The organism is Kitasatospora sp. NPDC101235, from assembly GCF_044767505.1.
In the GTDB taxonomy this organism is placed as follows: Bacteria; Actinomycetota; Actinomycetes; order Streptomycetales; family Streptomycetaceae; genus Kitasatospora.
The window spans coordinates 130,290-144,659 of sequence record NZ_JBIWNZ010000016.1 but is presented as its reverse complement, the minus strand read 5'-3'; the positions used below and the strand labels follow the sequence as shown (position 1 = coordinate 144,659).

General features: G+C 72.3%; 12 protein-coding genes. 2 read left to right on the top strand and 10 right to left on the bottom strand.

The annotated features are described in order from the left end of the window. Positions 1–22: 22 nt before the first annotated feature. From ACIRRH_RS25595 to ACIRRH_RS25585, 3 genes are read right to left on the bottom strand one after another with little or no spacing between them, the layout of a single operon-like run. The gene (locus ACIRRH_RS25595) at positions 23–1,588 is read right to left on the bottom strand and encodes a class I adenylate-forming enzyme family protein (RefSeq protein WP_403071691.1); all 1,566 of its coding nucleotides are present in this window, start codon (positions 1,586–1,588) and stop codon (positions 23–25) included. A gap of 38 nt (positions 1,589–1,626) precedes the next feature. Beyond that, positions 1,627–3,384 (bottom strand): CoA transferase, encoded by a 1,758-nt coding sequence (locus tag ACIRRH_RS25590; RefSeq protein WP_403071688.1) that lies wholly within the window; start codon positions 3,382–3,384, stop codon positions 1,627–1,629. 14 nt (positions 3,385–3,398) lie between these two features. After that, the gene (locus tag ACIRRH_RS25585) at positions 3,399–4,193 is read right to left on the bottom strand and encodes an SDR family NAD(P)-dependent oxidoreductase (RefSeq protein WP_403071685.1); all 795 of its coding nucleotides are present in this window, start codon (positions 4,191–4,193) and stop codon (positions 3,399–3,401) included. 411 nt (positions 4,194–4,604) lie between these two features. Here ACIRRH_RS25585 and ACIRRH_RS25580 point away from each other — a divergent pair, with 411 nt between their 5' ends. Next, a complete protein-coding gene (locus tag ACIRRH_RS25580; RefSeq protein WP_403071682.1) occupies positions 4,605–5,390 on the top strand; it encodes a FadR/GntR family transcriptional regulator in 786 nt (261 codons plus the stop codon). A gap of 14 nt (positions 5,391–5,404) precedes the next feature. Here the strand turns inward: ACIRRH_RS25580 and ACIRRH_RS25575 are convergent, their stop codons facing one another. Next, positions 5,405–6,319: an SDR family oxidoreductase gene (locus ACIRRH_RS25575; RefSeq protein ID WP_403071679.1), complete on the bottom strand. Its 915-nt coding sequence runs from the start codon at positions 6,317–6,319 to the stop codon at positions 5,405–5,407. Positions 6,320–6,333: 14 nt separating this feature from the next. Next, on the bottom strand, positions 6,334–7,578 hold the full coding sequence (locus ACIRRH_RS25570) for an acetyl-CoA acetyltransferase (RefSeq protein WP_403071676.1): 1,245 nt from the start codon (positions 7,576–7,578) through the stop codon (positions 6,334–6,336). Positions 7,579–7,609: 31 nt separating this feature from the next. Between ACIRRH_RS25570 and ACIRRH_RS25565 the strand changes: the two genes are divergently transcribed. Next, a complete protein-coding gene (locus tag ACIRRH_RS25565; protein ID WP_403071673.1) occupies positions 7,610–9,022 on the top strand; it encodes an OB-fold domain-containing protein in 1,413 nt (470 codons plus the stop codon). Positions 9,023–9,068: 46 nt separating this feature from the next. On the opposite strand, the gene ACIRRH_RS25560 is transcribed toward ACIRRH_RS25565, so the two are convergent. The 5 genes from ACIRRH_RS25560 to ACIRRH_RS25540 are packed head-to-tail and all read right to left on the bottom strand — an operon-like array spanning position 9,069 to position 14,343. Further along, positions 9,069–10,211, bottom strand: coding sequence for an acyl-CoA dehydrogenase family protein (locus tag ACIRRH_RS25560; protein ID WP_403071670.1), 1,143 nt, complete (start codon positions 10,209–10,211; stop codon positions 9,069–9,071). Positions 10,212–10,226: 15 nt separating this feature from the next. After that, positions 10,227–11,096 carry an arylamine N-acetyltransferase gene (locus ACIRRH_RS25555; protein ID WP_403071667.1) on the bottom strand — a complete coding sequence of 290 codons (870 nt, stop codon included), beginning with the start codon at positions 11,094–11,096 and terminating at the stop codon, positions 10,227–10,229. Continuing rightward, the gene (locus ACIRRH_RS25550) at positions 11,077–12,300 is read right to left on the bottom strand and encodes an FAD-dependent monooxygenase (protein WP_403071664.1); all 1,224 of its coding nucleotides are present in this window, start codon (positions 12,298–12,300) and stop codon (positions 11,077–11,079) included. The genes ACIRRH_RS25555 and ACIRRH_RS25550 overlap by 20 nt, the downstream gene beginning before the upstream one ends. Before the next feature lie 45 nt (positions 12,301–12,345). Next, positions 12,346–13,512: a 3-dehydroquinate synthase II family protein gene (locus tag ACIRRH_RS25545; RefSeq protein ID WP_403071840.1), complete on the bottom strand. Its 1,167-nt coding sequence runs from the start codon at positions 13,510–13,512 to the stop codon at positions 12,346–12,348. A 3-nt stretch (positions 13,513–13,515) separates the two neighbouring features. Beyond that, positions 13,516–14,343: a 2-amino-3,7-dideoxy-D-threo-hept-6-ulosonate synthase gene (locus ACIRRH_RS25540; RefSeq protein ID WP_403071661.1), complete on the bottom strand. Its 828-nt coding sequence runs from the start codon at positions 14,341–14,343 to the stop codon at positions 13,516–13,518. Positions 14,344–14,370 lie beyond the last annotated feature (27 nt).

Genomic DNA, 14,370 nt, shown 5'->3' with positions numbered 1-14,370 from the left:
TCGACCGGATCTTGTGGAGTCCCTACAAGGCTATCTGCGGGTCAGGAAATCGAATTGACGATCGGTCAACCTTTCCGACCTTCGTCCTCGGTATCGCGTCCGTGACCCAGAGCCGGTCCGGGAGTTTATGGCGCGCCAGCGTCCGCCCCAGGAGTGCCCTGATCTCCTCCAACCCGAGGGCGCCGCCCGGCGTCGCGGGGACGACGCAGGCCCCGATGACCTCGCCGAGGACCGGATCGGGAACCGGCACGACGGCGGCGTCGACGACCTCGGGCAGGGCGGTCAAAGCGGCCTCGACCTCACCGCAGGAGACCTTGAGACCACCGCGATTGACCAATTCCTTGATCCGCCCCTTGATGAAGAGGCGCCCCTCGGAATCGATCAGCCCCAGATCGCCGGTCCGGTACCAGCCGGCGGTGGCCACCGGAGGCCGGCCCCAGTACCGGACCGGATTCGCGGCGCCGAAGACGATTTCGCCCACCACCCCGTCGGGCACTTCCCGGTCCTCGTCCGTCGACATGACGGCCATGCGTCCGTTCGGCGGGGAACCCGGCGGCCCGTGGAACACACGGTGACCGACCGACCCGGCGCGGATCTCCTCCCGATCGGTGGTGTAGCTGAAGAAGCCCTCGCTGCATCCGTACACGTAGAGCAGATCCACCCCGAGGATCCCGTACACCTTCTCCAGCAGCGGCCTGGGGAAGGTCGCTGCGCCGGCCACGGACCAGCGCAGGCCGGTCACGTCGTGGCGGGCGGGATCGAACCGGTCCAGCAGCAGCTGGAAGTGCGTGGGCGTGCCGGGAAGCACGCTGACCCCTTCGTCGGTGATCAGCTGCAGCGCGCCCTCCGGCGAGAACCGCTCCATGAGCACCAGCCGGCCGCCGGTGGTCAGAGCCGTCAGGGACAGCTTGAGCCCGAAGGCGTGCGCCAGCGGCAGGTACAGCAGATGGACGTCCTCGGGGCCGGGCCGGTAGGCGTCCGCGAAGCAGGAGATCTTCCCCCACAGGGCCCCGAAGGTCTCCACGGCGCACTTGGGGAGACCGGTCGTCCCGGAGGTGAGGAGCAGCGTGGCGGTCCGCTCGGGTGCGACGGGCACCGGAACCGCCTGGGCGCCCGTCCGGTCCCGGTCGTCCAGCAGGTCCGCCAGTCGGAGGTCGCCCGGGTCGTCCGGCTCGAAGCCGTGCACGACAACGGCGACCTCCGGGCAGGACTCCCGTACCACCGAGAGCAGTTCGGCCCGGTCCACGCCGTCCTTGCGCGGCTGGTAGAGCAGGACGACCGCCTCGGTCCGCTGGATCAGCGAGGCCAGTTCGGCACCGGTGAGGTCGTGGTCGACGCCCACCAGCACCGCACCGCACTCCCAGGCCGCGGCCAGGGAGATCAGGTACTCGGGAGAGTTCGGCAGTTGGCAGATGATCCGGTCACCGGAGGCGACGCCGAGACGGCGGAAGGACGCCGCCAACGCGGCCGCGCCGTCCCCGAACTCGCCGTAGCTGATCGTCCGCCCGCGGAAGGTGATCGCCGGACGGTCCGACCACCTGCGACAGGCGTCGCGCAGTGCCGGAAGCGATGCGTGCAGGGTATCCATCGCAGCCTTTCGTACGGGGCCGGAGTCGGCGACCGGGGTCAGTGGAAGCTCCAGGGCGCGGCCGGGGCGTACCCGCCCTCGGCCAACGGCTCGAAGAACGGTGAGAAGCGGGAATCGGCCGGGAGCCCGGAGAGGTCCCGGGACACCTCGGCCGCCGGAACTCCGGCCTCCGACGCGAGCTTCTCCCAGTGCGCGGCCGGGGCTGATCCCAGACGCCGGCGGAGCAGCTCGTCCGAGCCGCCGTGAAGGCCCAGGGCCTGCCGGAGTCCCCGGCCGGCGTCCTCGTCGTCCGGGCTGACCACCAGCCAGCCGTCGTCGGTCTCGACCGGGTGGTCCAGCGGCCCCCAGACCGGCCTGCCGGCCCTTCGGCCGTGCTCCCTGCCGGTCGCCAGGTCGAGCAGCACGTCCGACTGGAGCGTCATGGCCGCGGAGAGCAGCGAGGACTGCATCAGGGCGCCGACGCCCGTGCGTTCCCGTTCGAGGAGCCCCGCCAGGACCCCTTCGCAGGCCACCAGCGCTCCGGCGATGTCGCACATGAGGACCCGCGAGGTGTTCGGCTGCTCGCCCTCGGGGGTCAGGCCGCTCGCCACCCCGGCGTACGCCTGCACCATGAACTCCGCCCCGACCATCTCGGGCTTGTCCAGGACGGGCCCCCAGCCGGAGGCTTCGGCGTACACCAGGCGGGAGTTGTCGTACGAGAGCGTCTCCGCGCCGAGCCCCCACTCGGCCGCCTTCCCGGGGCGCCAGTTGTGGAGGAAGACGTCCGCGTCGGCGACGAGCTCGCGGAGTTCGTTGCGCCCGGCCGGCCGGCTCAGGTCGAGCTGCACCCGCTCCTTCCCCCGGTGGAGCAGGTTCCCCATCCCGCTCGCGTCGCCGGCCGGCGGCTCGCACCAGGTGACGGTGGCCCCGAGCATCCGGAGCAGGAGGCCGGCCAGCGGGCCCTGGACCCGGCTGGTGCACTCGACGACGTGCAGGCCGGAGAGCGGCAGCTCCGGGGCGGACGGTGCGGGAGCGACGGTGCCGGCCTCCGGGGTGGCACCGGTCTCGGGCCGGAACGGGGTGAGCCGGGGGTGGCCCGGCCAGAGACCGGGCTCGGCCAGGACCTCCCGGTAGCCCCGGAGCGGCGACAGGCTCATCCCGCAGGCCGCGGCCACCTCGGCGATGCGGGACCACGGCGTCGCGGCGGCCGCCGTGTGGAGCTCCGCGGGGAGCAGGCAGAAGCCTTTGAGGTAGCGGTGCTGATGGGCCGTCCACGCGCGGCCCAGGACCGAACGCTCGGCGCCGAGTTCCTGCCAGAAGCCGCGCCAGACCAGCGGGTCGAAGGTCTCCAGTTCGAAGTACCGGCCGTCGGCGCTCCGCAGGGCGGGCGGGCCGCCGTCGCCCCGGACCGCCGGCCCCCACGGATCCGGTGATGACGCCTCGGCGATGTAGTGCCCGGCCAGCAGGAAGCCCGCCTGGAGGACGGACGTCTCGCACCGCCGGACGGCCATCCCCCTCGCCTGCCCGATCCGGGCGGCGAGTGCGCCCTGCGCGGCCAGCAGCCCCGCCGCGACCGACGCCACGTCCAGCCCCAGCCGCCGGGGACGGCCGGCTTCCTGTCCGTGCACGTGCATCAGTCCCGAGAGCGCCTGCACGACGGCTTCGCTGCCGGGGCGGTCCACGCCGAACGGCCCCGGGCCGAACCAGGAGAGCAGTGACTCGGGGGCGGGGGACGGCTCCGGCGTCCGGAGCCACGGCGCCAGCCGTTCCCGGCAGACCCGGTTCGCGAGCTCCGGACCAGTGGCGATCGACGACATCCCGTTTCCTCCGGTCACATGCTTCGCAGGTCGGCGTAGTACGGCTGGTGAGCGAGGAGGCCGCCGTCCACGGACAGGGTCTGGCCGGTGATGAAGCCGGACTCGTCGGAGGCCAGGAACACCACGAGGGCGGCGACGTCCTCCGGCCGTCCGAGACGCGGGGTCAGGTGGTGGCGCAGCATCATGTCGTGCATCGACCCCTGCGCCGAGCCGCGGCTGGCGTCGGTGACGATGAGTCCCGGCGCGATGGCGTTGCAGCGCACACCGTCCTTGCCGGCCTGGGTCGCGACGTAACGCGTCAGGCTGATGACGGCCGCCTTGGAGGCTCCGTAGGCCGGGTTCCTCAGGTCTCCCGACAGGCCCGCCGCGGACGAGGTGTTGATGATCGATCCGCCACCGCGCGCCACCAGGTGCGGAAGCGCCGCCTGGATCGCCAGCATCGTGCCGCGGAGGTTCACGGTCATCGTCCGGTCCCACACGTCCGGGTCCGCTTCGGCGACGGCCAGGTCCTGACGGGCCGCCAACCTCGTGTCCGCCGCGTTGTTGTGCAGTACGTCCAGTCCGCCGAAGCGCTCGACGGTGGTGGCCACCATGGCGCGGACGGACACCGGGTCCGCGAGGTCCGCCTCGACGGCCAGCGCGGAGCCCCCGGCGTCGGAGATCTCGTGCGCCAGCCGTCGTGCTCCCTCGACATCGATGTCGGCGAGCACGGTGGCGGCGCCTTCCAGCGCCACGCGCCGCGCCGTGGCCGCCCCGATGCCCGAGGCGGCGCCGGTGACGATGACGACCTTCTCGTCGAGCCTACCCACATCCCACCCCGAAAGGAATAAACTAGTTAACTAATTCATAGGATAGCAGGGCTGCCCGGCGGGCGGCATGGGATCGGCGGCAAGCCCACCGGCCGCCAGGCTCGGGTGGCCGGTGGGGCCCGGGCGAGGGGCGGGGCCCGGACGACGAGCGGGGCCCGGACGGCGGACGGCGACTCCGCGGCGGCCCGTCGACCCCGACGGCGGGACGACCCCCGCATCGCGACGAGTTCTCCGGACAACTCGAGGAACGCTCAAGAGGCGCGATAACAGAATTGATCTTGTCGGTTACCCGAACAGGGGGTCGACTTCACATTGCGAACCCCTTGACCACCGCATGGCAACTTGCTACCACAGGGTAATCATGATTGAATTATTCAACCTTATCCAGCGGCAAAGCCCCGGGACGCCCTCATGAGCAATGCGGATCGAGCACTCAAGCTCTCCGGACCTGTCCCCGTCCGCGTCAGTTCGGGCCAGAGGGTACGCGTGCCGAAGACGGCCGAATTGGTGGCCGACGCCCTTCGACGCGCAATCATCCAGGGCGAGCTCTCCCCCGGTGACGCACTGCCACCCGAATCCGCAATGATGGAGCAGTTCGGGGTGTCCCGTCCCACATTGCGCGAAGCGATCCGCGTGCTCGAATCGGAGTCGCTGATCGTCGTGCGCCGCGGGGTGCACGGCGGAGCCCGGGTCAACGCGCCCGATCCGAAGACGGCTGCGCGCTACCTCGGCCTTATCCTCGAGTACAGAAATACCAACCTGAGCGAGATGTTCGATCTCGTCAGCTCCCTGGAGCCGCCCTGTGCGCGGCTGCTCGCCGAGCGGCAGAGCGAATCGGACGTCGAACGCCTCCGGGAGGCCCTGGCCGCCGAGCGGGAGGCCGGGACGGACCCGGTGGCAGCCGCCGAGGCCCACGCGGCGTTCCACGCGACGCTCGTGGAACTGACGGGCAACCGCGCGGTCATCACCGTCAGCGAGACGGTGCAGTGCATCTTCGCGGAGGTCGGCACCCAGCACGCCGCCGGCGGCGACGGCCCGGACTTCCAGAAGGACCACGAGGCGCACCTCAAGGTGGTCCGCCTCATCGCCGCGGGCAAGGGCGCCGAGGCCGAGCGGCACTGGCAGCGGCACACCGCGCTGATGGCCCGGACCTCGGCGGCCTCCGATGGAGACTCCCCGCTCGAACTGCTCGCCTGAGGCGGTCGCCCCGCTCAGTCCGAGCGGGCCGGGCGCTCACCGAAGGCATCGGCGTTGACGGCCGCCCTGGCGGCCAGGTCGGTCACCACCCGGCCCGCCTCCTGCGCACTCCAGCGCCCCGTGCCGGTGGCCGTGGGCCCGTTCACCCAACCCTCGGCCACCGAGATCCGCCTCCCGAACACCGAGATCACCCGGCCGGTGAGGTCGCCGGAGAGCAGGCTGCCCAGCCAGACCACGACGGGCGAGACGTTCTCCGGTACGAGGTCGAAGCGCTCGACCAGGTCGGACATGACGCCGATGTCCTCGGTCATCCGCGTCAGCGCGGACGGGGCGACCGCGTTCACCGTCACGCCGTACCGGCTCAACTCCTGGGCCGCCGTGATGGTGAGGGCCGCGATGCCGGCCTTCGCCGCCGCGTAGTTCGCCTGTCCGGGATTGCCGAAGAGCCCCGAGGCCGAGGTCGTGTTGATCACCCGCCCGGCCACCGTCCCGCCCGCCTTCGCCCGCTCCCGCCAGTACCGGGCGGCGTGGTGGGTCACCGCGAAGGTGCCTTTCAGGTGCACGCCCAGGACCGCGTCCCAGTCCTGCTCCTCCATCGTGACCAGGGCCCGGTCGCGCAGGATCCCGGCGTTGTTGACGACCACGTCGAGGCGGCCGAAGGCGTCGACGGCGTGCTCCACCATGCGCGCCGCCCCCGCCCAGCCGGAGACGTCGTCGAGGTTGGCCACCGCCTCGCCGCCCGCGGCCCGGATCTCCTCGACCACCGCCTGGGCGGGCCCGGCCGAACCGCCGGTTCCGTCCCGGGAGCCGCCCAGGTCGTTCACCACCACCCGGGCGCCGGCGGCCGCGAAGGCGAGCGCGTGTGCCCGCCCGATCCCGTTGCCCGCTCCGGTGACGAGCACCACGCGGTCGGCACAGAGTTGGGTCACTGGTTCCTCCACAGTCACGCCGAGGGCTCCGAGCCCACGATCGATACGAACGACAGGCACTCGCCGGGGCCGCCGCCGAGGTTCTGGGTCATCGCCAGGGTCCGGCCCCGCACCGCCTCCGGCAGGGAGCGCTCCGGCGGAGCCTCGCCCCGCAGTTGGAGCCAGCACTCGAAGAGCATCCGCAGGCCCGAGGCGCCGATGGGGTGGCCGAAGGCCTTCAGGCCGCCGTCCGGGTTGACGGGCAGCTCGCCGTCGAGGTCGAAGGCCCCGTCGAGGACGGCCTGCCAGGCCCGTCCCGGCTCGGCGAGTCCGAGGTCCTCCAGCAGGACCAGCTCCGTGACGGTGAAGCAGTCGTGCACCTCGGCGAGGGCCAGCTCCGCCTTCGGGTCCACGACGCCGGCCTGCCGGTACGCGTCCCGGGCCGAGGCCCTGACCTCCGGGAAGGTGGTGAAGTCGTAGTCCGGGTCGACCACACCGGTGGCCGGCCCGGCCGCGAGGGAGAGGGCTTTGACGTAGAGCGGCCGGTCCGTGTAGCGGTGGGCGTCCTCGGCCCGGACCACGATCGCGGCCGCCGATCCGTCGCTCACGCCGGAGCAGTCGAACAGCCCGAGTTCCCCCGCCACGCGCGGGGCCTTCCGGATGGCCTCCAGGGGCACGGCCCGACGGAAGTGCGCCAGCGGGTTCCGGGCGCCGTTGGCGTGGTTCTTCCAGGCGATCCGGTCCAGGACCTCGCGCATCACCGACCGGTCCAGGCCGTACTTCCGCGCGTACGCGGGCGCCAGCAGGCTGAAGGCCGCCGGGGCGGTCAGCTCGGGTTCGGTTCCGTCCCCCGGCACGGCCGCGCCCGCGAGTCCGGACATGGCCGAGTCCTTCAACTTCTCGACGCCGATGGCCATCGCCACGTCGTAGGCCCCGCTCGCCACCGCGTAGCAGGCGTTGCGCAGCGCCTCCGAACCGGCGGCGCAGTAGTTCTCGACCCGGGTCACCGGCCGGTACGGCAGCCGCAGCGGCCGCGACAGGGTGAGTCCGGAGCTGCCCGAGCCCAGGGTTCCGAGCCAGTACGCGTCGACCTGGTCGTCCGTCAGACCGGCCGAGGCGGTCGCGGCGCGGGCCGCCTCCACCAGCAGGTCGTCGGCCGACGCGGCCCAGTGGTCGCCGAAGCGAGTACATCCCATCCCGACGATCGCGACCTTGTCGCGGATGCCCCTCGACGCCACAGAACCTCCCACCCTAGGCCTCCGACATCTATATATTAGCATAACAATCTAACTATTTAGGAGGAGTGCCCTCATGCCACGCCTGGTCGCGTACGGCTCCTACCTGCCGCACTTCCGGCTCCGCCGGGACGCCATCCGGGCCACCCTCGGAACCGCCCCCGGCCGGGGCACCCGCACGGTGGCCTCGTACGACGAGGACAGCACCACGATGGGCGTGGAGGCGGCCCGCTCGGCACTCGCCGGCCTGCCCGACGGTCGGGAGGCCGTCCGCCAGCTGCTCTTCGCCACCGCCGCACCGACGTACCTCGACAAGACCAACGCCGCCGCGATCCACGCCGCACTCGGCCTCGGCCCGGACGTCCTGGCCGTCGACCTGGCCGGCTCGGTGCGCTCGGGCGCGGGCGCGCTGCTGCTGGGCGCCCGGACGCCCTCCGACAGCCTGGTGGTGCTCTCGGACGTCCGGGTCGGGCTTCCCGGCAGCGAGGACGAGGCCGAGGGCGGGGACGGCGCGGCGGCGTTCCTCTTCGCGCAGGACGACGGGCTGCCGGCCCTCGCCGAGGTCCTCGCGACCGCGTCGGTGACCACCGAGGTCCTGGACCGCTGGCGGCCGGCCGGCGCGACCGCGTCCTGCGTCTGGGACGAGCGCTTCACCGAGCAGGTCTACCTGCCGCTCGCGAAGAGCGCGGTCACCGAGGCGCTGCACCGGGCCGGTCTCGCCGCCGACGGGATCGACCACCTGATCGTCGCGGGTCTGCACCGCCGCGCCGCCCGCTCGGTCGCGGCCCGGCTCGGGGCCGGTGCCCGGGAGGTCGCCGACGACCTGACCGGCGCGATCGGCAACGCCGGTGCGGCGCAGGCCGGAATCCTGCTCGCCGACGTCCTGGACCGGGCGGAGCCCGGCCGCACCATCGCCCTGGTCGTCATCGGCGACGGCGTCTGCGTCCTGGTGCTGCGCACCGGCGAGGCGCTCGCCGCCCACCGGGCCACCCGCCCGGCAGCCCCGCGAACGGCCGGCGGGGACGACTCGCTGGCCTACGCCGACTACCTGACCTGGCGCGGCTTCCTGGACCGGCAACCGCAGCTGCGGCCGGCCCCCCCGGCCCCGGCCGCGCCGCCGTCCCACCGCCGGGCGGACTGGAAGTTCGGCTTCACCGCCGGCCGGTGCACCGGGTGCGGGAGCCGGCAGCTGCCGCCCACCCGGGTGTGCGGAACGTGCCGCTCGGTGGACAGCTGCGTGCCCGAGCGGATGGACGGCGTTCCGGCGACCGTGGTCGAGTACACGGTCGACCGGCTGGCGTACTCGCCGCACCCTCCGCTGATCCTCGCCCTGGTCGAGTTCGACGGCGGCGGCCGGCTGCGCTGCGAACTCACCGACGTCGCCGAGCAGGACGTGCGGGCGGGCCTGCGCGTCTCGATGACCTTCCGCCGGATGTCGACGACCGACGGGATCAGCAACTACTTCTGGAAGGCCCACCCACTGCGGTAGCCCACCCACTGCGGTAGCCCACCGACCGGGGTTCACGGCCCGGGGCTCACAGGCCGAGGGAACGTCCGACGATCTCCTGCATGATCTCGGACGTTCCCCCGAACATGCGGTGCACGCGGTTGTCCCGCCAGATCCGGGCGATCTCGAACTCGTTCATGTAGCCGTAGCCGCCGAACAACTGCACGCAGCGGTCGATGACCTGCCAGGCCGTCTCGGTCGTCCAGTACTTCGCCGCGGCCGCGTCCTCCGGGCTGAGCTGCCCGTCGACCAGGGCCATGATGCAGCCGTCCACGTAGCCGCGAGCGGCGTTCAGCTCCGCCCGCAGAGCGGCCAGGGCAAAGCGGTTGGCCTGGAAGCTGCCGATCGGCCGGCCGAACGCCGTGCGCGTCCTGGCGTACTCCAGGGCCAGCTCGAAGGCCCGCTCCGCACCGGCCAGCGCACTGACCGCGATGGCCAGCCGCTCGGTGGGGAGGTTCTCCATCATGTGGCGGAACCCGGCGCCCTCGGCCCCCAGCAGGTTGGCCACCGGCACCCGGACGCCCTCGAAGTGCAGTTCCGCGGTGTCCTGGGCCTTCAGCCCCACCTTGTCCAGCCGGCGCCCGCGCTCGAAGCCCGCCATTCCGCGCTCCACCACGAGCAGGCTGATGCCGCGGTGGCCGGCCGCCGGATCCGTCTTGCAGGCCACGATCACCAGGTCGGCCAGCACGCCGTTGGTGATGAAGGTCTTCTGGCCGTCGAGCACGTAGTGGTCGCCCTCGCGGCGGGCCGTCGTGCGCATCGCCTTGAGGTCGGAACCCGCCCCCGGCTCGGACATCGCGATGGCGCAGATCGTCTCGCCGGAGATCACCCCGGGGAGCCACCGCCGCTTCTGCTCCTCGGTGGTGAGCCCGGTCAGGTACGGCGGGATGACGTCGTTCTGAAGGCCCAGGCCGATCCCCACCGAGCCCGTGGCGGCCATCTCCTCGGCCATGATGGCGTTGTACCGGAAGTCCCGGATGCCCTGCCCGCCGTACTCCTCCGGGAACTCCCAGCCGATGAGCCCGGCCCGCCCGGCCGCCAGCCAGGCCTCCCGGCTGACGACGCCGTCCCGCTCCCACGCCTCGGCGTGCGGGGCGCACTCCCTCAGGTAGTACGCGCGCGCCGTCTCGCGGAACCGGTCGTGGTCCTCGGTGAAAAGGGTGCGCCGCATGTCTTCAGTCCTCGCTCATCGTGTCCACAGGCCGCCGGAGAAGGCGGCGTCCTCTCCGTACCGGGCGCGGAACCAGCTGCGGTACGCGTCCAGCACCTCGGGGTCGTCCTGCTCGGGGCCCGGCGCCGGTTCGGGGAGTCGGTCCAGCTCGATGCCGAAGACCTCGCGGTAGACCCGCAGCACCTCGTCCGGCTGCTCCAGCAGGCGCTCGGAGGTCCGGCCCTGCTCGACCCGCAGCAGCCGCCGCTGGTCGACCATGGTGGTGCGTCCCGTCGCGTCCAGCACCGAGCACACCATCAGGTGCGACAGCGGCAGTTCGGGCAGGGTCCAGGCCCACCAGGTCGGCGGGAAGTCCGCGAAGGACAACGGCGTCGGGTACAGCCGGTACTGCGGTACGCCGTCCCGCCGCAGTTCGATGCCGCCGTCCTCGGTGTCCAGCAGCAGGAACTCGCCCTCCTGGTCGCGCTGCGGCTCCCGCACGTCGAACCGCAGGGGGTGCCGGCTTCCGCGGAGGAACCCGATGTCCACCAGCCACGGTTCGGGGGCGTCGACCTTCAGCGCGAAGTGGACGACCGGGTCCATGAACCGGCCGCCGTGGAAGATCCGCCCGCCCAGCAGGGTCACCGATTCGTAGCCCAGCGCTCCGAGCAACTCCGCGAAGGAACTGGCCAGTTCGATGCAGGATGCGCCCCGCCGGCGGGCCGTGATCTTCTCGACGACCTCGTCCCCGAGCTCGGCCGGCCGGCCCATCCTGATGTCGATGTTCTCGAACGGCACCGCGCACAGGTGCCGCTCCTGCAGGGTCCGCAGGGCCTCGGCGTCGGGCCGTTCCGGCCGGGGCGCGCCGATGCGCCGCAGGTAGGCGTCAGCCGTGCTCCGGTCCACCGTGTCCTCCTGTGCTGGTCAGGGCCTGTGCCGCGGTCTCGGCGTCGTAGCCGTAGAGCCAGCCGTACGCGCTGAGCCGCTCCGCCTCGGGCATGGCCGCGTCCCGGCTCCGCTGGTCCGGTCCGTCGGGGAAGTGGAACGTCAGTCCCCGTTCCCTGGAGCGCCGGTGGACCTCCCCCGCGCGCGGCTCCCGCAGCGCCGTGTAGGTGCCGAGCGCCTGCGCCGGCGCAGGCCCCCCGGCCGGCAGCAGGGCCGCCAGCACGGCGGCGTCCTCGATCGCCTGGTTGGCGCCCTGGGACAGGTAGGGCAGCATCGGGTGGGCGGCGTCGCCGACCAGCGCGATGCGGTCGGTGTTCCAGGACAGGGTGCGGGGCCGGTCGAACAGCGCCCAGTGGTGGACCTCGTCCGCGGCGTCGATCAAGCGGCGGACCTCCTCGCCCCAGCCGGCGAAGGCGGCCGCCGCCTCCTCGACCCGGGCCTGCGCGCGCCAGACCGCCGGGTTCCAGCCCGGCGAGGTGGTGACGGCACTGAAGTGGACCAGCTTGTGGCCGGCGATCGGGTAGCTGGTGACGTGGCCGCCGGGCCCGAGCCAGAACACCACCTTGGGCTCGTCGAAGAGCCCGGGCAGCCGGTCCGCCGGGACGAGGCCCCGGTAGACCGTGTGCCCGGAGAACCTCGGCCCGTCGTCGATCAGCGTGCCCCGGATCGCCGAGTGGATGCCGTCCGCCGCGACGACGACATCGGCCCGCTCGGCCGTGCCGTCCCGGAAGTGCAGCACCGCCCCGCCGTCGGACTCGACCACCGAGTCGCACACCGCACCGTGCCGCACGACGTCCGGGGGCAGCAGCTCCAGCAGGCTGCGGTGCAGGTCGGCGCGCTGGATCAGGTAGTAGGGGGCACCGTACGCCGTCTCGCAGTGCGTACCGAGCTCCGTCCGGGCCAGCAGGCCGCCGTCCTGCCAGCGGCGGGTCTCGATCGCGGTCGCCCGGGTCGCGCGCAGGTCCAGCGCCTCCGCCAGCCCCAGCCGGTGCAGGATCCGCACCGAGTTGGGTGCGAGCTGGATGCCCGCGCCGGCGTCGGCGAAGGCGGAGGCCTGTTCGAAGACGGTGCACCGCAGGCCTGCGCGGAGCAGGCAGGCGGCGGCCGTCAGTCCGGCGATACCTCCGCCGACGACGGCGATGCGGGGTCGTTGGTCAGTGCTCATGGTCCTCATCGGCCGAAACGTCGGTGCTCGCCGGGCGGCGAACCCTCACTTCTCCAGGCAGAACTCGTCGATCGGGTAGCCCACGTGGCGGTCCGCGCTCGGCAGGAAGCCGAGCACCTTGTCCCCGGGCTTGAGCTCGGTGCTGTTGAGCACGGCACCGCCGGGGCCGAGCACGCGCACGTGCCAGTCGTCCTGCAGGATGAGGTTGACGGTCTGCCCGTTCTCCGCGACCGCGTCGATCGAGATCAGCGGACGCGACTCGATCTTCACCCGCCCCACGGTGACGAGCCTGGTCTGGCCCTTGACGTCCACCGCCAGGACCTTGCTCCCGGCCTTCAGCTCACTGAGGTAGTTGGTCCGCTCGTCCTTGGAGAGGGTGTAGGAGTGGATGGCGCCGGCGTTGACCCGGAACGGCCGGGTCGGCATGTAGGGCAGCGGGTGGGTCTCGCTGACGCACAGGACCATGCCCTTGGAGTGCGAGCCGACCAGGATGCCCTCGTCCTCGCGGAAGTAGGTGCAGGTGTCCACGCAGGCGCGCTCCCCCATGCCGACGTGCGCGGTGGCGGTGACGGTCAGCTCGACCAGGTCCAGCGCCGGGCTCTCCAGCCGGGCGGCCGCCTTCAGCTTCGCGGCGTCGCCGACCCCGGCGGGCGCCATCATCACACCGTCCGAACCGTGCTCCAGCACGCCGAAGATGATCTCGGCCTCCTCGACGTCCTGGGCGACGGTGATCAGGCTGCCGGTGGCCCGGGCGGCGGCCGCGATGACGATCTCCAGCGGGATCTTGGTCGGGTCGCGGAACAGCAGCAGGCTCCACCGCTCGGTGCGCGCCGACTCGCACGCCAGGTCCAGCGTGTCGGCATCGACGATCTCGACGAAGCGGCCGAACTCCACGTTCGGGTGCAGCACCGCCAGTTCGGCAGGTGTGGTCCCGTGCTTGAGCGGGTCGACGATCACCACGTTCGCCGTGCCGAAGTCCTCCGGCAGCTCGTCCCCGGCGAGCAGTACCTTGGTGACGGTCGGCGGCAGCGCGGCCAGGTCGGCGGCCTCGGCCGCGACGACGCCGTCGAGACGGTGGTGCAGTGCTTCCTGGAGGACGGCCTCCTTGGCCGTTCCCAGGGCTCGGATGTCCAGCCAGCTCAGCTTCACGCTTGTTCTCCACAGGGTGCGGTGGGGCAACGGCAAGGGCGGTACTCGAGTGCCGAAGGTCAGGGATCAGTTCGTCAGCAGCGAGAGCTCGCGCGGTTCGGTCGGCGGGCCGAAGGGGCGGGAGACGTCGTGCACCAGGTCGGCGATGGCGCCGGCCACGGCGCCCGGGTCGGTCGCCTGGAACACGTTGCGGCCCATCGCGACGCCCGCCACGCCCGCGCCGAGGGCCTCCTTCACGTAGGCCAGCGTCCCGTTCAGGTCGTCCCGCCGGGGGCCGCCGACGACCAGGATCGGCACCGGACACATGTCGGTGATCTCCGCCATGGTCTCGGGCGAACCGGTGTAGAGGGTCTTCACGATGTCGGCCCCGAGGTCGGCCGCCAACGAGGCGGCGTGGGCGACCAGTTCGGGCGCCCGAGGGTCCTCGATCGCGGCACCGCGCGGGTACATCATCGCGAGCAGCGGGACGTTCCACCGGTCGCAGGCGTCGGCGACCGAGGCGAGGTCGGCGATCTGCTGCTTCTCCTCGTCGGAGCCGAGGTTGACGTGCACGCTGACGGCGTCGGCGCCCAGCCGGATCGCCTCCTCCACGCTGGCCACCAGGTACTTCGCGTTCGGGTCGGGCGCGTGCATGGTGCTGGCGCTGAGGTGCACGATCAGCGACATCCGCGAGAACCAGGCGGGATCGATGTACCGGAGGGTTCCCTTGTGGACGATGGTCGCGTCCACCCCGTTGGACGCCAACTGGCCGACGAGCCCGTCGACCCGGCGGCCGCCCGTGATCGGGCCGTCCGTGATCGAGTGGTCGAGCGGGACGATCATCAGCCTGCGGTCGACGTGTCGGTACAGGCGCTGCAGCCGCAGCTGACGAGCGAACGAGATGTTTGAGGGCATGGCAACAGCTCCCTTTCGAGCCGGCGT

Bases quoted from the DNA above. Each gene is read 5' to 3' on its own strand.
- ACIRRH_RS25595 (WP_403071691.1), bottom strand. From the start codon at position 1,588: ATGGATACCCTGCACGCATCGCTTCCGGCACTGCGCGACGCCTGTCGC.
- ACIRRH_RS25590 (WP_403071688.1), bottom strand. From the start codon at position 3,384: ATGTCGTCGATCGCCACTGGTCCGGAGCTCGCGAACCGGGTCTGCCGG.
- ACIRRH_RS25580 (WP_403071682.1), top strand. From the start codon at position 4,605: ATGAGCAATGCGGATCGAGCACTCAAGCTCTCCGGACCTGTCCCCGTC.
- ACIRRH_RS25570 (WP_403071676.1), bottom strand. From the start codon at position 7,578: ATGCTAATATATAGATGTCGGAGGCCTAGGGTGGGAGGTTCTGTGGCG.
- ACIRRH_RS25565 (WP_403071673.1), top strand. From the start codon at position 7,610: ATGCCACGCCTGGTCGCGTACGGCTCCTACCTGCCGCACTTCCGGCTC.
- ACIRRH_RS25560 (WP_403071670.1), bottom strand. From the start codon at position 10,211: ATGCGGCGCACCCTTTTCACCGAGGACCACGACCGGTTCCGCGAGACG.
- ACIRRH_RS25550 (WP_403071664.1), bottom strand. From the start codon at position 12,300: ATGAGCACTGACCAACGACCCCGCATCGCCGTCGTCGGCGGAGGTATC.
- ACIRRH_RS25540 (WP_403071661.1), bottom strand. From the start codon at position 14,343: ATGCCCTCAAACATCTCGTTCGCTCGTCAGCTGCGGCTGCAGCGCCTG.